At 73.0% G+C, this 16,758-nt stretch carries 11 protein-coding genes; 7 read left to right on the top strand and 4 right to left on the bottom strand.

What is annotated here, in order from left to right:
• Positions 1-9 precede the first annotated feature (9 nt).
• Complete coding sequence (locus tag ACFZCY_RS12460; protein ID WP_391171701.1) at positions 10-1,281, bottom strand: nucleotide sugar dehydrogenase; 1,272 nt, start codon at positions 1,279-1,281, stop codon at positions 10-12.
• A gap of 233 nt (positions 1,282-1,514) precedes the next feature.
• On the opposite strand from ACFZCY_RS12460, the gene ACFZCY_RS12455 reads away from it, so the two are divergent.
• Complete coding sequence (locus tag ACFZCY_RS12455) at positions 1,515-3,221, top strand: FAD-dependent oxidoreductase (protein ID WP_391171699.1); 1,707 nt, start codon at positions 1,515-1,517, stop codon at positions 3,219-3,221.
• 18 nt (positions 3,222-3,239) lie between these two features.
• On the opposite strand, the gene ACFZCY_RS12450 is transcribed toward ACFZCY_RS12455, so the two are convergent.
• Positions 3,240-4,424: a serine hydrolase gene (locus ACFZCY_RS12450; RefSeq protein WP_391171697.1), complete on the bottom strand. Its 1,185-nt coding sequence runs from the start codon at positions 4,422-4,424 to the stop codon at positions 3,240-3,242.
• Between the two features lie 212 nt (positions 4,425-4,636).
• On the opposite strand from ACFZCY_RS12450, the gene ACFZCY_RS12445 reads away from it, so the two are divergent.
• Both ACFZCY_RS12445 and ACFZCY_RS12440 read left to right on the top strand, forming a co-directional pair.
• Complete coding sequence (locus ACFZCY_RS12445) at positions 4,637-6,700, top strand: protein kinase (RefSeq protein ID WP_391171695.1); 2,064 nt, start codon at positions 4,637-4,639, stop codon at positions 6,698-6,700.
• 163 nt (positions 6,701-6,863) lie between these two features.
• On the top strand, positions 6,864-9,542 hold the full coding sequence (locus tag ACFZCY_RS12440; RefSeq protein ID WP_391171693.1) for a protein kinase: 2,679 nt from the start codon (positions 6,864-6,866) through the stop codon (positions 9,540-9,542).
• A 5-nt stretch (positions 9,543-9,547) separates the two neighbouring features.
• Here ACFZCY_RS12440 and ACFZCY_RS12435 read toward each other — a convergent pair whose 3' ends face one another.
• Positions 9,548-11,116, bottom strand: coding sequence for an AMP-binding protein (locus ACFZCY_RS12435; protein WP_391171690.1), 1,569 nt, complete (start codon positions 11,114-11,116; stop codon positions 9,548-9,550).
• A gap of 153 nt (positions 11,117-11,269) precedes the next feature.
• Here ACFZCY_RS12435 and ACFZCY_RS12430 point away from each other — a divergent pair, with 153 nt between their 5' ends.
• The 3 genes from ACFZCY_RS12430 (at position 11,270) to ACFZCY_RS12420 (ending at position 14,502) form a co-directional block, all read left to right on the top strand.
• Positions 11,270-12,433 carry an acyl-CoA dehydrogenase family protein gene (locus tag ACFZCY_RS12430; RefSeq protein ID WP_391171688.1) on the top strand — a complete coding sequence of 388 codons (1,164 nt, stop codon included), beginning with the start codon at positions 11,270-11,272 and terminating at the stop codon, positions 12,431-12,433.
• 8 nt (positions 12,434-12,441) lie between these two features.
• Entirely contained in the window at positions 12,442-13,431 is a 990-nt protein-coding gene (locus ACFZCY_RS12425; RefSeq protein ID WP_391172134.1) for an acyl-CoA dehydrogenase family protein, read from the top strand.
• Between the two features lie 471 nt (positions 13,432-13,902).
• A complete protein-coding gene (locus tag ACFZCY_RS12420; RefSeq protein ID WP_391171686.1) occupies positions 13,903-14,502 on the top strand; it encodes an ATP-binding protein in 600 nt (199 codons plus the stop codon).
• Between the two features lie 282 nt (positions 14,503-14,784).
• Here ACFZCY_RS12420 and ACFZCY_RS12415 read toward each other — a convergent pair whose 3' ends face one another.
• Positions 14,785-15,711, bottom strand: a complete 927-nt coding sequence (locus ACFZCY_RS12415) for a cyclase family protein (protein WP_391171683.1) — start codon at positions 15,709-15,711, stop codon at positions 14,785-14,787.
• A 98-nt stretch (positions 15,712-15,809) separates the two neighbouring features.
• Here ACFZCY_RS12415 and ACFZCY_RS12410 point away from each other — a divergent pair, with 98 nt between their 5' ends.
• Positions 15,810-16,721, top strand: a complete 912-nt coding sequence (locus ACFZCY_RS12410; protein ID WP_391171681.1) for an SDR family oxidoreductase — start codon at positions 15,810-15,812, stop codon at positions 16,719-16,721.
• The last annotated feature ends 37 nt before the right edge of the window (positions 16,722-16,758 follow it).

Here is a 16,758-nt window from a genome sequence, read left to right as displayed (position 1 = left end):
AGAGCCCCCTCAGAGGCGGTGGGCGGTGCCCGCCGGGCTCGCGCCGCGGGTGTCCAGCAGCAGCTGGGCCTTGGCCGCCAGGCCCTGCAGGTCGTAGGTGCGGTGGTGCTGGAGCAGGACGGTCAGGTCGGCCTCGGCCGCCGCCTCGTACAGCGCGTCCGCGCGCGGCACCGGGCGGCCGAGCACCCGCCAGCCCGGCACATACGGATCGTGGTAGCTCACCTGGGCGCCCAGCTCCATCAGCCGGGCGGCGATCTCGCGCGCCGGGGAGCCCTCCTCGTCCGCCACGTCCGGCTTGTAACTGACGCCGAGCAGCAGGACATGGGCGCCGCGCGCCGACTTGCCGTGCTCGTTGAGGAGCGCCGTACAGCGCCGGGTGACGTAGCCCGGCATCCGCCCGTTGACCTGCTGCGCCAGCTCGACCATGCGCAGCGGCAGGCCGAGCCCGCGCTGCGGGTGGGTCATCCGGTCGCATTCGATCGGCGCGCCGTGACCGCCGACGCCGGGGCCCGGGCGGAAGGACTGGAAGCCGAACGGCTTGGTCTCGGCGCAGCGCACCACGTCCCACAGGTCGACGCCGTTGTCGTGGCAGAACGCCGCCATCTCGTTGACCAGGGCGATGTTGACGTGCCGGTAGTTGGTCTCCAGGACCTTCACCGTCTCGGCCTCGCGCGGCCCGCGGGCGCGGACGACCTTCTCGGTGAGGCGTCCGTAGAACGCGGCGGCCGCCTCCGTGCAGGCGGCGGTGAGGCCGCCGATGACCTTGGGGATGTTGGCGTAGCCGTAGGCGCGGTTGCCGGGGTCGAGGCGGCCGGGGGAGTAGGCGAGGTGGAAGTCGCGCCCGGCCCGCAGCCCGGACCCCTCCTCCAGAAGCGGACGCAGGAATTCCTCGGTGGTGCCGGGGTACACGGTGGATTCCAGCAGAACAGTGGTGTGCGGGCGCAGCCACCCCGCCAGCGTGCGCGCCGCCTCGCCGACCGCGGACAGATCCAGCCGGCGGTCCTCGCCGAGCGGGGTGGGCGAGCAGATCACGGCGGTGCGGACCCGGCCCAGATCGGCCGGGTCGGTGGTGGTCCGGAAGCCGCCGGAGATCATCCGGCGCAGCTCGGCGGCGGTCAGCGAGCCGTCGCCCGCCCCGGTGGGCAGCCGCCCGGCCCGCAGCTCGTCGGCGGCCCGGGAGTCCGGGTCGTAGCCGACCGTACGGACACCGGCGGCGGTGGCGGCCTGGGCGAGCGGGAGGCCGAGATGGCCGAGTCCGATGACGGCGAGATCTGCGGGCATCACTTCGTGCCGTCCTTCCCGAGGCGATTCCGGATGGCGCAAAGGCAGACTAAGCGGAAATATGACTCGTATTCAGTATTGACGGAGGGTGGCGACGCGGTGTTGCGGTCACCGGCAGGGGACGGCCCGCGCGGCGGCCCGCCAAGGGCCCGGCCCCGGCATGGCACGGCAGGGAGAAAGCCAGGAAAATCATCACGCGAGCGTCGTGACGTCGACCACAACGGGAGGCAGCGGTGAAGACACCGGCACTGGGACCGGCCGAGCGCGGCGAGGCGCTGGCCCGGATGGCGGACCGTGAGCTGGACGTGCTGGTCGTGGGCGGCGGCGTGGTCGGCGCGGGCACCGCGCTCGACGCCGCGACCCGCGGCCTGGAGACCGGACTGATCGAGTCCAGGGACTGGGCCTCCGGCACCTCCAGCCGCTCCAGCAAGCTGGTCCACGGCGGCCTGCGCTACCTGGAGATGCTCGACTTCGCCCTCGTCAGAGAGGCCCTGAAGGAGCGCGGACTGCTGCTGGAGCGGATCGCTCCGCACCTGGTCAAGCCCGTCCCGTTCCTCTACCCGCTCAAGCACCGGGGCTGGGAACGGGCCTACGCCGGGGCGGGCGTCGCGCTCTACGACGCGATGTCGATCTCCTCCGGGCACGGCCGCGGGCTGCCCGTCCACCGCCACCTCTCGCGCACCCGCGCCCTGCGCGTCGCCCCCTGCCTCCGCAAGGACGCCCTGGTCGGAGCGCTCCAGTACTACGACGCCCAGGTGGACGACGCCCGCTTCGTCACCTCCCTGGTGCGCACCGCCGCCCGGTACGGCGCACAGGTCGCCAACCGGGCCAGGGTGGTCGGGTTCCTGCGCGAGGGAGCGCGCGTCGTCGGTGCCCGGGTGCATGATCTGGAGCAAGGGGGTGAGTTCGAGGTCCGGGCCCGCCAGGTGGTGAACGCCAGCGGGGTGTGGACGGACGAGACACAGGCGCTGATCGGGGAGCGCGGCCAGTTCCACGTCCGCGCGTCCAAGGGCATCCACCTCGTGGTGCCCAGGGACCGCATCCACTCCACGACCGGGCTGATCCTGCGCACCGAGAAGAGCGTGCTGTTCGTGATCCCGTGGGGGAGGCACTGGATCATCGGCACCACCGACACCGGCTGGGACCTGGACAAGGCGCATCCGGCCGCCTCCAGCGCCGACATCGACTACCTGCTGGAGCACGTCAACGAGGTCCTCGCGGTGCCGCTGACCCGCGACGACGTCGAGGGCGTCTACGCGGGGCTGCGCCCGCTGCTGGCCGGGGAGTCGGACGCGACCAGCAAGCTCTCGCGCGAGCACACGGTCGCCCACCCGGTGCCGGGCCTGGTGGTGGTCGCGGGCGGCAAGTACACGACGTACCGGGTCATGGCCAAGGACGCCGTGGACGAGGCGGTGCACGGCCTCGACCAGCGGGTCGGGCCCTGCGTCACCGAGGACGTGCCGCTGGTCGGCGCCGTCGGCTACCAGGCGCTGTGGAACGCGCGGGCGCGCATGGCCCGCCGCACCGGGCTGCACGTCGCCCGCGTCGAACACCTGCTGAACCGGTACGGCGCGCTGACCGAGGAGGTGCTGGAGCTGATCGCCGCCGATCCGTCGCTCGGCGAACCGCTCACCGCCGCCGACGACTATCTGCGCGCCGAGGTCGTCTACGCCGCCTCCCACGAGGGCGCCCGCCACCTGGACGACGTCCTCACCCGGCGCACCCGCATCTCCATCGAGACCTTCGACCGGGGCACCCGCGGCGCCCGCGAGGCGGCCGAGCTGATGGCGCCGGTCCTGGGCTGGGGGCCGGAGCAGATCGACAAGGAGGTCGAGCACTACGAGAAGCGGGTGGAGGCGGAGCGCGAATCGCAGCGGCAGCCGGACGACCTGACGGCGGACGCGGCCCGGCTGGGCGCCCCGGACATCGTGCCGCTGTAGGCGGCGAGCCCCGGATGGTCATCGGTTCGGGCAGAACACCGCCGTGAGCAGGGCGGTCTCGGCCTTCGCGTCCGGCGGCCCGGCGCTGTTGAGGCGGTAGACGAGGGTGCGGCGGCCGTCGCGGGTGGCCACGGCCAGCGCGTACGAGCCGCTGACCTCGCCGTTGTGCCCCCAGACCGTCGTCCCGCACGGCAGCCGCACCGGGAACAGGCCCATCCCGTACCGGCCGCCGGACGCCGAGGTGTCCTCCATCCGCCGCAGCTGGGCCTTCGGCACCACCGCGCCGCGCAGCAGCGCGCCGAGCAGACGGGACAGATCGCCCAGCGTGGAGATCATCTCGCCCGCGGCTCCGGCGGAGGACGGGTCGAGGTCGGTGACATCGCGCCAGCGGCCGCCCCGGGAGTCGTACGCGCGGCCGTGCGGGGCCGGGAGGGTGGTGCGGACGCCGGGGAACGAGGTGTCGCGCAGGGCGAGCGGATCGAGGACCCGGCGCTCGGCCTCGGCGGCGTACGGGCGTCCGGTGACCCGCTCGACGATCATGCCCAGCAGGACGTAGTTGGTGTTGGAGTAGTGCCACTTCGCCCCGGGCGCGAAGGCGGGGCGGTGGGTGAGAGCGGCCCGCACCAGGGAGGCGGGGCTGTGCGCCTCCGTACGGCCCGCGCCGTCCGCGCCGTCCGCGCCATTCGTGCCGTCCGTGCCCCCCGTGGCCGACAGCTGACGCGCCAGCACCGGGTCGGCGGTGTAGTCGAACAGCCCGCTGGTGTGGGTGAGGAGCTGACCGAGGGTGATTTTTCGGCCATTGTTGCCATGGCCGCGCACCAGCCCCGGCAGATGCTGCTCGACGGTGTCGGCCAGGCCGAGCCTGCCCTCGCCGATCAGCCGCAGCGTCAGCGCCGCGATGACGGTCTTGGTGACGCTGCCCGCCCGGAAGCGATCGTCCCGATCGACGCGCCGCCCGCTCCGGGTGTCCGCGACCCCGGCCGCGGTGAACCGGGCCCCGCCCCCGTCCCGGACGAGCGCCGCGGCCGCGGGCGCCGTGCCGTCGGCCACCAGCCGCCGCAGGGCCGTCCGTACGGCACCGCGCTCCTCCCGCTCGGCGGCCTTCCGGCCCCCGCCGGCCACGCTCGCGCGGGCGTCCGCGTCCGCCGTACAGCCCGACAGGGCGACGGCCATGGCCGCGACCAGCGCCACGACGGTCGGCATACGGCCTCGCCTGTGCCATCGTATGGCGGAGATGGGCATGACACGGGCCTCTCGTTCCCTGCGGACCCCCGATGTTCGCAGGTGCACGCAACGGCCGCCGCACCGTGCCCGCTCCACCGCCCGGACCCCGGGCTTTCCCGGGGTCGCGGATGAGAGACAATGGACGCTCTCCCAGGGTGGGTTCAGGGTGGGTTGATTCGCAGAGGGGTCGCATGTCGGAGGCTGAGAAGACGCAGGGTTCGACTGGGCGCCTCCTCGCCGGGCGATACCGGCTGGGGGAGATTCTCGGTCAGGGCGGCATGGGCACCGTCTGGCGCGCGAGCGACCAGACCCTCGGCCGTACGGTCGCGGTCAAGGAGCTGCGCTTCCCGTCCAGCGTCGAGGAGGACGAGAAGAGACGGCTCATCACCCGCACGCTGCGCGAGGCGAAGGCGATCGCCCGGATCCGCAGCAACGGCGCCGTCACCGTCTATGACGTGGTCGACGAGGACGACCGCCCCTGGATCGTCATGGAGCTGATCGAGGGCCGCTCGCTCGCCGACGTCGTCCGGGACGACGGGCCGCTCACCCCCCGGCGCGCCGCCGAGGTCGGCCTCGCCGTCCTCGACGTGCTGCGCGCGGCCCACCAGGCGGGCATCCTGCACCGCGACGTGAAGCCGTCCAACGTGCTGATCTCGGACGACGGCCGCGTCGTCCTCACCGACTTCGGCATCGCCCAGGTCGAGGGCGACCCGTCCGTCACCTCCACCGGCATGCTCGTCGGCGCGCCGTCCTACATCTCCCCGGAGCGGGCCCGCGGCCACAAGCCCGGCCCGCCGTCCGACCTGTGGTCGCTGGGCGGCCTGCTGTACGCGGCGGTCGAGGGCGTACCGCCGTACGACAAGAGCACGGCCATAGCGACCCTCACCGCGGTCATGACCGAGCCGGTGGAGCCGCCGAAGAACGCGGGCCCGCTGGAAGAGGTCATCTACGGTCTGCTGGTCAAGGACCCCGACCAGCGGCTGGACGACGCGGGGGCGCGGGCGCTGCTGGAGCACGCGCTGAGCGCGCCGGAGGACACCGCGTCGAAGAAGGTCCCCGCCGACGCCACCCGCACGATGAGCCTGCCGCCCGCCCCCTCGGCGGAGGACGAGGCGGCCGCGGAGGCCAAGTCCGCGGCGGTCGCGGAGCGCGCCCGGGGTGCGCTGAAGTCCGTACGGAACGCGAAGACGGAGCAGAAGGCGGACCCGGCGAAGAAGCCGGAGACGTCGAAGAAGGCCGATTCCGCCAAGCCTTCGAAGTCCGCGGCGGCCGCGGCAGGCGCGCAGTCCTCGAAGAAGGCCGACCTCACGAAGAAGGGGGAGCCGGCTGCTGGTTCGGCTTCCTCCTCGGCCTCCGCTTCCTCCTCCGGTTCCGGGAAGCCCGAGGACGCGTCCGGTCCGTACCGCCCGGTGCCGCCCCGCGCCCCGATCACCGATGTGGTGTCCAAGCGGACGCTGATCATCATCGCGGTCGTCGTGGTCGCCATCGTGGCCACCGTGCTCGCCGTCGCCTTCAGCGGCGGCGGTGACGACGACAAGGCCAAGGGCACGGGCGGCGCCAAGGCGTCGGCCTCGGCCGGGGCGTCGGGCGACCGGCAGGACGGCAAGGACACCGGCGCGTCCGGCGGGGCGAACACCCAGTCCCCGGACGGCAAGACGTCCGGCGGATCGACGGAGCAGGCCGGCTCGGACACGTCCAAGGGCGGCGACACGGACGACGACGGCGGCAAGGGCAAGGGCGGGAGCGGCAGCGGGGACGACGGCGGGAGCGGCGGCAAGGGGGAGGGCAAGGGCGGCTCCCTGCCCGGCGGCTACGAGACCGTCAAGAGCTCCGACTTCCCGTTCACCATGGCGATGCCCAAGGGCTGGTCGGTGCACAACGGGAGCTACAGCGGCAGCCGAAAGTACTACGGCGGCTCCAGCATCCCGCGTATCCAGATCGACTTCACCTCCTCCCCGAAGCCGGATGCGGCGGCCGAGTGGCGCAAGGGCGAGGCCGCCGCGCGGAGCAGCATGTCCGGCTACAAGAGCCTCGGCATCAAGACGGTCTCCTGGCGGGGCTACCCGAGCGTCGCGGACTGGAGGTTCGAGCGTGACCAGGACGGTAAGCACGTACGGGTGCTCAACCGCGGCTTCAAGGCGGACGGCAGCCACGGCTTCTCCATCATGATCACTTGCGAGGCGAGCAAGTGGGACGACAAGGAGTGCAGGACGCTGCGCGACATCGCGTTCAAAACCTTCGACATCACGGACTGAGCACTCCTGTCGGCGAAGCGTCGTGCGGGCCCGTATCGTGAGTGCCCGTAGACCGTGCGCAGTCGCATGAACCCGCCAAAACGACCACAATTGACGGCCTAGCACTGTGCTGATCGCATACAGGGACGTTGATCGCGCCTGATCGTGCGCCAGGGGAGGCGTCGTGGACGAGTACGCGGGCCGGGTACTGGCCGGCCGCTATCGCCTGCCCCTGCCGCCCGCCGACGAGTACGAGTTCGTCGAGACCCGCGCCTTCGACACCTACAGCGGCCAGCAGGTCCATCTGCGGCAGATACCGCTTCCGGAGGTCGTCGACGCCGAAGTCGTCGACGCCGAAGTCGTCGACGACGACGGCCACCCCGGCGGCGGGCTGAACGGGGCGTCCCGTACGGCCCGGGGCGGCGACCCCGCCGTACGGCGCGCGCTGGACGCGGCGACCGCGGCGGCGCAGATCCCCGACCACCCGAGGCTCGGCCAGGTCTTCCACGTCTTCGCGGAGGCCGGAAGCCTGTGGATCGTCAGCGAACTCGTCGCCGGGCGCCCGCTCGCCGCGCTGCTCACCGAGCGGAACCTGTCCCCGCACCGCGCCGCCGAGGTCGCCAACGACGTGCTGACGGCGCTCCGCGCGCTGCACGCCCACGGCTGGACGCACCGCAACGTCACCACCCGCACGGTGCTGTTGTGCGACGACGGCCGCGCGATGCTGACGGGCCTGGCGGCGGGCGCGGCGGAGGAGGCACTGTGCGGCTACGACCCGGTGCCGAGGCCGCCGGACGAGCAGTCTCCGGCTTCCGGTCCCGCCGCTCCCGCCGCTCCCGGCCCCGTCTCCGGGCCCGCGTCGCCGCCGGACGCGCGCGCCGCGGACGACGGGTACACCCCCACGCCGCCCGCGGGCACTCCCATCGCCGGCGCGCCCACCCCGGCCCTTCCGCACGGCTACGAGAGCGCCGCGCCAGACCAGCGGCCCGGCGGGGAGCGCCCGGAGGAGTGGCCGGAGCCGCGTCCCGGCGCGCAGGGCCCGGTCTACCGCGACCAGGGCGCGTCGGGCGGCTTCCCCGCTCCGCGCGGCGCGGGCGGCGGCGGTCAGGGGCCCGAGGCGCACGGATATCCGGACTTGGCAGGACCGGAAGCCGAATGGGCCGTCGGCGGCTCCGGTCACATTCCGGCGCAGGGCGCGGGGGACGACCCACAGGGCGTCGCGGACGACGCGCAGGGAGCGGCCGCGCGCGCCGCGCGGGCGAAGGCCATCGCCGCGTACGCGGCAGGAGCCCGCGCGGCCGCCGCACGGGCCGGCGCCGACGCCCCCCGGTACACCCCCCAGGAATTGGGCCCGCTCACGGGCGGCGCGCCCTGGCCCGATTCCGCTTCCGACCCCGCCTCCGGTTCCGTTTCTGGTTCCGGTTCCCCCTCGCCGGAAGGCGCCACCGTGCCCCGGCAGCCGAACGGTGAGGACGGCGGCGCTTCCTGGGACGGCGGCGGCACGACGGACGGCGACCCGCCGCGCGGCCCCACCACCGCGCTCGCCGCCGAACGGGCCCGGCAGGCGCGGATCGTCGTGGTCGGCGCCGTCACCGAGCGCTGGGCGCCCGAGCAGGCCGGACCCGTACACGAGAACTGGCGGCTGGCCCCGCCCGTCGGCCCCGCCGCCGACCTGTGGGCGCTGGGCGTGCTGCTCTTCCGCGCCGTCCAGGGCCACGCCCCGTATCCGGAGGAGAACGCCGCCGAGCTGGTGCAGATGGTGTGCGCGGAGGCACCCGCCTACGCGGAGGAGTGCGGTCCGCTGCGCCCCGTGGTCGAGTCGCTGATGCGCCAGGACCCCACCGAGCGGCCCGACTTCGAGGAGCTGCGCGGCTGGCTGCGGTCGCTGATCAGGTCGGCGCCGGAGCCGGACGTCGGCAGCAGCACGGTCACCGTGCCGTCGATCGGGCCGGGCGGCGCGTCCGACCCGAAGCGGCTGCCGATCGTGCGCCGCCGGGGCTGGCTGGTGCGCAAGGGCCGGGGCCGCCCGGACCGGGCGGCGGCCGCGCACGGGCGGCACAAGCGGGCGAAGCAGGCCGCGCGCGAACCGGGCCCGGCCCAGCGGCGGGAGGCTCCGCGGCGCGAGGCTCCGCGGCGGGAGCAGGCCACGGGCCGCAAGCCGCGCAGGCTGGGGCGGGTGCTGCTCCTGCTGATACTGCTGGGCCTGGCGGCGGCGGTGCTGTACGCGATGATGTTCATGCCGCGCACCGAGGACACCGGCGGCCAGGGCCGTACGGGGTCGGCGGGCGCGGGGAGCCCGGCGCCCACCAGCGCCCACGACCCGGCGTCACCGTCCGGTGAGGGCAGCGAGGACGACGGCTCGGCGGACCCGGGCTCCGACGAGCCCCAGTCCACCGAACCGGCCGGTCTCGCGAAGGGCTTCGCGGTCCGCAAGGACCCCAAGGGCTTCTCCGTCGCCGTCCACGAGGGCTGGACCCGGCGCGGCGAAAACGCGCGCGGCCAGATCCGCTACATCGGCGGCGACATCGAGCTGGTGATCGTGGCGGGACGGGACAAGGTGTCCGAGTTCGGCGGCGACCCGATGGCGTACCAGCAGAACCGGGAGGCCGAACTGGCCGCCTTCCGCGACTCGGCGTGGGCGTCGTCCTCGGGGCTGAAGCGGATCGACGTCGGGAAGACGGCGATGGCCGAGGGCCAGTTCAGCTGGCGGGACAGCAGCGGCCGCAATGTGTACGCGCGCAATCTGGCGATGCTGATCGGCGGCCGCTACCACGTGGTCCTGGCGATCGGCCCCGCCGACGAGCGCCGCACGGTGAACCGCCACTTCGAGCAGGCGACGGCCACGTACAGCACGACGGGCTGATGGCCTCAGCGCCCGGGCCGAGGCGTCGCCGCGGCGCCCCCGAACCGCTCCCGCAGCCGGTACTTCAGCACCTTCCGCAGCGTGTCGTTCCGCGGCAGCGCGTCCACCACCTCCACCCTCTCCGGCACCTTGTGCACCGACAGCCCCACCCCGCGCAGATAGGACCCGACCCCCTCAACCGTCAGCGGCGCGGCCCCCACCGGTTGCTCCACCACGGCGCACACCACCTCCCCCCGCTCCGCGTCCGGCAGCCCGATCACCGCCACATCCCCCACATCCGGATGCCGGTACAGCAGCTGCTCGATCTCCTTCGCGGAAATGTTCTCGCCCTTACGGATGATGATGTCCTTGGCGCGCCCCGTGAGCACGAGATGACCGCTTTCCGTCAGATGACCGAGGTCGCCGGTGCGGAAGAAGCCGTCGGCGTCGAACGCCTCCCGGGTCTGCGCCTCGTCCAGATATCCGGCGCACACCGCCTCGCCCCGCAGCCGCACCTCCCCGTCCACGACGCGGATCTCCATCTCCGCGGGCGGGCGCCCCTCCGTCGTCGCCAGAGCCTCGTCGGTGTCGTCCGGCGACCCCATCGTGATCATGGGAACCTCGGTCATCCCGTAGCCGTGCGTCAGGCGGCACCCCAACTCCCGTACCACCTCGTAGTACAGCTCGGGCGGCTTGGGCGCGCCGCCACCGGCCAGCAGCCGCAGGGTCGGAATGAGCGGGCGCGCGGGGTCCTTGCGCTGCTCCGCCAGGAACATGGAGTAGAAGGCGGTGCTGCCGCCCGCGACCGTCACCCCGTGCCGCCGGTACGCGGACAGCGACTCCGGCAGCGCGAAGTGCTCCAGCAGCACGGCGGGGAAGCCGTACAGCAGCAGCATCACCGTGTAGTCGGGCCCGGCGACATGCGCGTACGGGAAGGCCATCGACCCGATGTCGTCCGCTGTGAGCCGCAGCGCGTGGGCGAGACAGGAACCGGCGGCGATGAGGCTGCGGTCGGTGTGCAGCACGCCCTTGGGGTCGGAGGTGGTGCCCGAGGTCCAGTAGATCCAGCGGACGGCGGTCCCGTCGGTGGGCGGCGGCGGCAGATGCGGCGGCGCCTTCGGGTCGGCGACCGGGAGCGCGTCGTACGCCTCGAAGACCAGCGGCGACTGCGGCAGCCCGGCGGCCAGCCGGTGCGCCATCGCCGTATGGTCGAAGCCGCGCCACGTCCCGGGGACGGCGAAGAACCGCGCGCCCGAGGCGCGGAGCGCGTACCCCACCTCGCGGTCGCGGTAGTACGGGATGAGCGGGGTCTGTACGGCGCCCAGCCGGGCCAGCGCCAGCGTCAGCACGACCGTCTCCAGCCGGGTGGGCAGCTGCCAGGCGACCCGGCTGCCGGGGCCCACCCCCATCGCGTACAGCCCGGCCGCCGTGCGCTCCGCGCGGGTGCGCAGGGCGCGGAAGGTCAGCCGCCGGTCGTGCCGGCCGCTGGCGGCGGCCTGGATCAGCGCGGGGGCGTCCGGGGTGAGCGCGGCGCGCCGCTCCAGCAGTTCCCACAGCGTCGCCGATGCGCCGAGGGCGTGTGCGGTGTCGGTCATCCCGGCCTCCCGTGGCCGAATCCGTTGACCTGACGGATAGTCAGATAGTGCGGGAAGCGTAAGGCCGTCCGTCTTGTCGGTCCAGAGGGTGCGGATTAGCCTTCCCCTGCCGCCTGATCTGACGAGACATCAGAAAAGGGAGGACGGCCGCCGATGGATCTCGCCTTCACCGAGGACGAGGAGGACTTCCGGCGCGGACTGCGCGCCTGGCTCGCGGACGTCCTCCCCACCCTGCCCGACCGCCCCGACCCCGCCGACTGGCCCGCCCGCCGCGCCTACGACTGCGGCTGGCAGCGCAGGCTGTACGACGCCGGATACGCCGGACTGCACTGGCCCGAGGACGCCGGAGGCCGCGGCGCCACCCCCACCCAGCACCTGATCTTCCTGGAGGAGACCGAACGCGCGGGCGCGCCCTACGTCGGCGCCAACTTCGTCGGCCTGCTGCACGCCGGACCCACCATCGCCGCCGAGGGCACCCCCGCCCAGCGGGCCCGCTGGCTGCCGCCGATCCTCCGCGGCGACCAGGTCTGGTGCCAGGGCTTCTCCGAACCCGACGCCGGATCCGACCTGGCCGCCTTGCGCACCCGGGCCGTACGGGACGGCGACCACTACGTCGTCAGCGGCAGCAAGATCTGGACCTCGCACGCCGAGATCGCCGACTGGTGCGAACTCTTGGTGCGCACCACGCCTATAAACCCCGACACGCCGAAGCACCGGGGCATCACCTGGCTCGCGCTGCCCATGGATGCGCCCGGCGTGACCGTACGGCCGCTGCGCACCCTCGCCGGGACCGCCGAGTTCGCCGAGGTCTTCCTGGACGAGGTGCGGGTGCCCGTGGACCACCGGATCGGGGCCGAGAACGACGGCTGGCGGGTGACCATGGTGACCCTCTCCTTCGAACGCGGCACGGCCTTCGTCGGCGAGGTCGTCGCCTGCCGACGGGTGCTGGAGGCCCTGGCCCGTACCGCCAAGGCCAACGGCCGCTGGGACGACCCCGTACTGCGGAGGCGGCTCGGTCGGCTCGCCGCCGACTGCGCGGCACTGTGGCGGCTCACCCAGTGGAACGTGAGCGAGGCGCAGCGCACCGGCGGGGTGCCGGGCGTCGGCGGCTCGGTCTTCAAGCTCCGCTTCTCGGAGGTACGGCAGGAGCTGTACGACGCCGCCGCCGAAGTGCTGGGCCCGGACGCGCTGGACGCCGGGCACGAGTGGGTCGCGGACCGGCTGTCGTCGCTCTCGTACACCATCGCGGCCGGAACCTCACAGATCCAGCGGAACATCGTCGCCGAGCGCATCCTCGGCCTGCCGAAGGGGCGGTGACCAGGGGCATGGACTTCCAGCTCGACGACGACCAGCGGGCGCTGCGGGACGGTATGCGCGAACTGCTGGAACGGCGCTTCCCCCGCGCCCGGTTACGGAGGGTCGTGGATGGCTACGAACGCAGCGCCGTGACGCTGGACCGTGCCCTGTGGCGGGAACTGGGCACCGCCGGATTCTTCGCGCTGCGGCTGCCCGAGTCGGCGGGCGGGGTGGGGCTCGGACTGCCGGAGGCGGTGCTGGCCATGGAGGAGGCGGGCCGGGCGCTGCTCCCGGGGCCGCTGGTCGCCACCCAGCTCGCGGCGGGCTTGGAGACGGCCGGCGCCGCCGAGGGGGCGGCCGTGGTCACCGCGCTGGACCTCGGCGCCGGGGCCGCGGCGGACCCGCTGGTGGAGCATCTGGCCTCGGCCGACGCCGTGCTGGTGCTGAGCGGCGAGGACGCCGGGGTGGTTCCGGCGGACGCGCTCGCGGACTCGGCCCGGCCGATACGCTCCGTCGACCCGGCCACCCCGCTGCACCGTGCGCACCCGCAGGCCCTGCCCCCGGGGGCGTCCGGGGCCGCCGCCCGGCTGCGGCGCGAGGCGGCCCTGCTGACCGCCGCCCAACAGCTCGGCAGCGCCTCCCGTACGGTCCGGATGGCGGTCGACCACGCCACGGCGCGCACGCAGTTCGGCCGCCCGATCGGCGCCTTCCAGGCCGTCCAGCACCTGTGCGCGCGGATGCTCGTACGCGCCGAATCAGCCAGAAGTGTGGTGTACGCCGCCGCGGTCACAGAAGACGCGGGTGACATCGCCGCCGCCAAACTGCTCGCCGACGAGGCGGCCGTCCGTAATGCCCGCGATTGTCTTCAGGTGCACGGAGGGATGGGTTTCACCTGGGAAGCAGATGTCCACCTGCACCTCAAGCGGGCCTGGGTGCGCGCCGGGCAGTGGCAGACGGCGGCCGGGGCCGAGGAGGAACTGGCCGCCGGACTCCTGTTGACCGCTGAAACAGGTTTGTAACCGGGCTCCATGGATACGCCTGAATTGTTGGGATGTCGCATTCTCTGGGGAGATCCCCGGAGGCTTTGAGGTGACCGAGCGTTGATATCGGGTTGTTTCCTAGGCGTGACTCGTCACAGGGGAGAGTCGGGCTCCGGCTCGGGTACTCTCCGTGGGGTGCGAGCGGTTTTGGGGTACAACGAACCCGGCGTGGCCCGTGGGGCGACTCCGGGCACGCCGATGTGCCCCGCTCGCACGGGGTGCGCTCCGGCCATGCCTCGCTGTTCGAGTCATCGGGGCGTGCGTCGCACAGTATGCCCCACGCATACTCCTTGGCGCTGGAATATGACCGAAGCGCTTGTTGGGGTGACTGTACGTCAACCATGCTCTTTCGCACGGGGGTACCTCCCGGCCGCAGCCGGGAGAGAGTCACGTTCCGTGACCTCTTGGAGGTATGAGGCGATGTGTCCGCCGGTTCGGATGGTGTGAGCGGTGCAGGTGCTTCAGATGCAAATGGAGGTCCGACCCGACCCCGCGGAGGTGAGTCGTGCCCGTCGGTGGGCGCGTTCGCGGCTCGCCGGATCCGGGATCGGGGCCGACGAGCCGCTTGCCGAAACTTTGATCCTGCTCATCTCCGAGCTCGTCACCAACGCCGTGGTCCACACCGGCTGTCCCGCGGTGTTGCGGATGCGCTTCCCCGCGCAGACCGGCACCGGCGGCGGTAGCGGCGGTTCCGTGGAGCCCTCCGCCGGCAAGGGGCCCGAACTGGGCACGGTCCGGGTCGAGGTCGCCGACGCCAGCGCCCGCGCGCCGCGTCAGCGCCGCGCCGACGAGGAGTCCACCAATGGCCGCGGGCTGGAGCTGGTCGACGGACTCGCTGACCGCTGGGGCTGGCAGCCCGAGGGCGCGGGCAAGCGCATCTGGTGCGAAATCGACCGCGGTCGGCGGGAAGAGTGCGTGGACGGCGCGGAGCGCGTCGAAGGCGGCGATCACGGGGGGCGTGACGAGTCGCTTCTGACGGGGCGTGGCGCCTCCCATGCGTCATCACATCTGGGGCGGACTCCACAAAGTCCAGACCAGGTGTTGACGTGACGTGGCCGAGTGATCACTCTAGGATCAGCGATTCGTCGCGAGGGGACGCCGAGGGCTATGTGGTCCCTGTGAACCGTGTGTTCGCGGGGCCGTTCCTTGGCGAGTGCGGGTCGCGGCCCGGCGTCTGATCAGGGCTCGACGCCGGAGCCGGGTGGCGGTGCGCGATGCCGTGCTCGGGGTGTGCATGAGCGCACCGCCGCCCGATAGGCCCCACTTGCCCGTCCCCTCGCGTTCTCTGCTCTCTCCGGGGTCTCCTTCTTGGTGCTCTTCGCGGCGCCGGCCTCAGAGGATCGCGACGGGCGCGACCGGGGCGCCGGTTCCGCCGGTGAACGGCTCGGGCGTGGCCGACAGCAGGAAGGTGTAGCGCCCCTCCTCGGTGCAGGCCGCCGACAGCTCCTCCAGATTCCAGTTCTGGCCCTGCGGCATGCCCATCTCGACCAGGTCGAGGGCGTGGACGGGCAGCCACAGGTTGTCGATCTCCGGTGGGAAGATCTCGAAGGTGAGCGTGTCGTTGGCGACCGCGGCCACGTCACGGGCATGGAACCACTCGGGCGTACGGAGCGACAGGCCCGGCGACGGATACGCGTACGCCTCCCTCTCACCCGCGAGATACCGCTGGATCTGCCCGGTCCGTACGAGCACGATGTCGCCGGGCCGTACCGGGGCCTGGGCCAGCTCCTCGGCGGCGGCGAGGTCTTCGGGGGTGACGGCATGCCCCTCGGGCAACCGGTCAGCGCCCCGGGCGCGCGCGACGTCGAGCAGCACTCCGCGCGAGACGATGTGCCGCGCCGTGTGGATGCCGCTGAAGGCCGCGCGGTCATGGGCGGTGACGGACGCGGCGGGGCGGCCGTTGTAGAGCCTGCCGGAGTGCGAGACATGGGCCAGCCCGTCCCAGTGGGTACCGGCCTGCAGCCCCATCGTCACGGCGTCGTCGCTGGTGGCGACCGTGCCCGGGCCGAACACCTCGGCGTTCACGGCGACCATGGTGTGCAGCGGATTGACCCGTCCCGGGATCATCCCGGTCTGGATGCCGTCGTGCCGCAGCGGAACCGCGAGCGGGACGCGGCGGCCGGTGCGCACCGCCGCGGCCGCGTCCTGGACCACCGCGTCGGTGATCAGGTTGAGCGTGCCGATCTCATCGTCGGCCCCCCACCGTCCCCAGTTGTTGACGCGCTTGGCGATGTCGTGGAACTCGGGTGGCAGCGACATGGTGCCTCCTTCGGTCGGTTCCGTTCCAGGGCTTGTACTCGGCGCGGGTCTGCTCAAAAATCTAACGGTCCGTCAGAAACTGCGGGAGGGGACGCGACGTGGGCAACTTCTTGGACGGCAAGGTCATCGCCGTCACCGGGGCCGGGCGCGGCATCGGACGAGCCGTGGCCCTCGCCTGCGCGGCCGAGGGCGCGAAGGTCGTCGTCAACGACTACGGGGTCTCGATCGAGGGCGGCGAACCCACCAGCGAGATCGCCGAAGCGGCGGTCAAGGAGATCGCGGCGGCGGGCGGAGAGGCGGTCGCGGTCGCCGACGACGTCTCCACCATGGCCGGTGGCCGGCGCATCGTGGACACCGCCGTCGAACGGTTCGGGCGGCTCGACGGCGTGGTGTGCGTGGCCGGAATCCTCCGCGAACGGATGCTCTTCAACATGAGCGAGGAGGAGTGGGACCCGGTCGTCGCCACCCACCTCAAGGGCACCTTCACCGTCTTCCGCGCCGCGTCCGCGGTGATGCGGCGGCAGCGCTCCGGCACCCTGATCGGCTTCACCAGCGGCAACCACCAGGGCAGCGTCGCCCAGGCCAACTACGCCTCGGCCAAGGGCGGCATCATCTCGCTGGTCCGCAGCGCGGCCCTGGGCCTGCACAAATACGGCGTCACCGCCAACTGCGTCGCCCCGGTCGCCCGTACCCGCATGTCCGCCAATGTGCCGATGGAACTGAAGGAGATCGGCGAACCGGAGGACGTCGCGGCCCTGGTCGTCTACCTGCTGAGCGAACGGGCCCGCGAGGAGAAGATCACCGGACAGGTCTATACGATCGCGGGCCCCAAGATCGCGGTCTGGGCCCAGCCGAGGGAACTGCGCGCCGGATACGCCGAGGGCACCTGGACCCCCGAGAAGATCGCCGACTTCCTGCCCGGCACCGTCGGCACCGACCCCATGCCGCTGCTGGCCCAACTCGAAGCCATGGCCCAGGCCGCCGCAACCCACCAGCGCCCCAACGCGTGACCCGCACGCCCACCGTGCGACGTGAGGAAGGGGAGAG

Origin of the sequence: Streptomyces sp. NPDC007983 (assembly GCF_042958345.1) — a bacterium.
GTDB lineage: Bacteria > Actinomycetota > Actinomycetes > Streptomycetales > Streptomycetaceae > Streptomyces.
The sequence above is the reverse complement of the archived record's forward strand: the minus strand, read 5'-3'. Positions and strand labels throughout refer to the sequence as shown.

Coding starts and splice junctions, on each gene's coding strand:
- ACFZCY_RS12460 (WP_391171701.1), bottom strand. CDS start 1,281: ATGCCCGCAGATCTCGCCGTCATCGGACTCGGCCATCTCGGCCTCCCG.
- ACFZCY_RS12415 (WP_391171683.1), bottom strand. CDS start 15,711: ATGTCGCTGCCACCCGAGTTCCACGACATCGCCAAGCGCGTCAACAAC.
- ACFZCY_RS12430 (WP_391171688.1), top strand. CDS start 11,270: ATGGATCTCGCCTTCACCGAGGACGAGGAGGACTTCCGGCGCGGACTG.
- ACFZCY_RS12425 (WP_391172134.1), top strand. CDS start 12,442: ATGGACTTCCAGCTCGACGACGACCAGCGGGCGCTGCGGGACGGTATG.
- ACFZCY_RS12450 (WP_391171697.1), bottom strand. CDS start 4,424: ATGCCGACCGTCGTGGCGCTGGTCGCGGCCATGGCCGTCGCCCTGTCG.
- ACFZCY_RS12445 (WP_391171695.1), top strand. CDS start 4,637: ATGTCGGAGGCTGAGAAGACGCAGGGTTCGACTGGGCGCCTCCTCGCC.
- ACFZCY_RS12435 (WP_391171690.1), bottom strand. CDS start 11,116: ATGACCGACACCGCACACGCCCTCGGCGCATCGGCGACGCTGTGGGAA.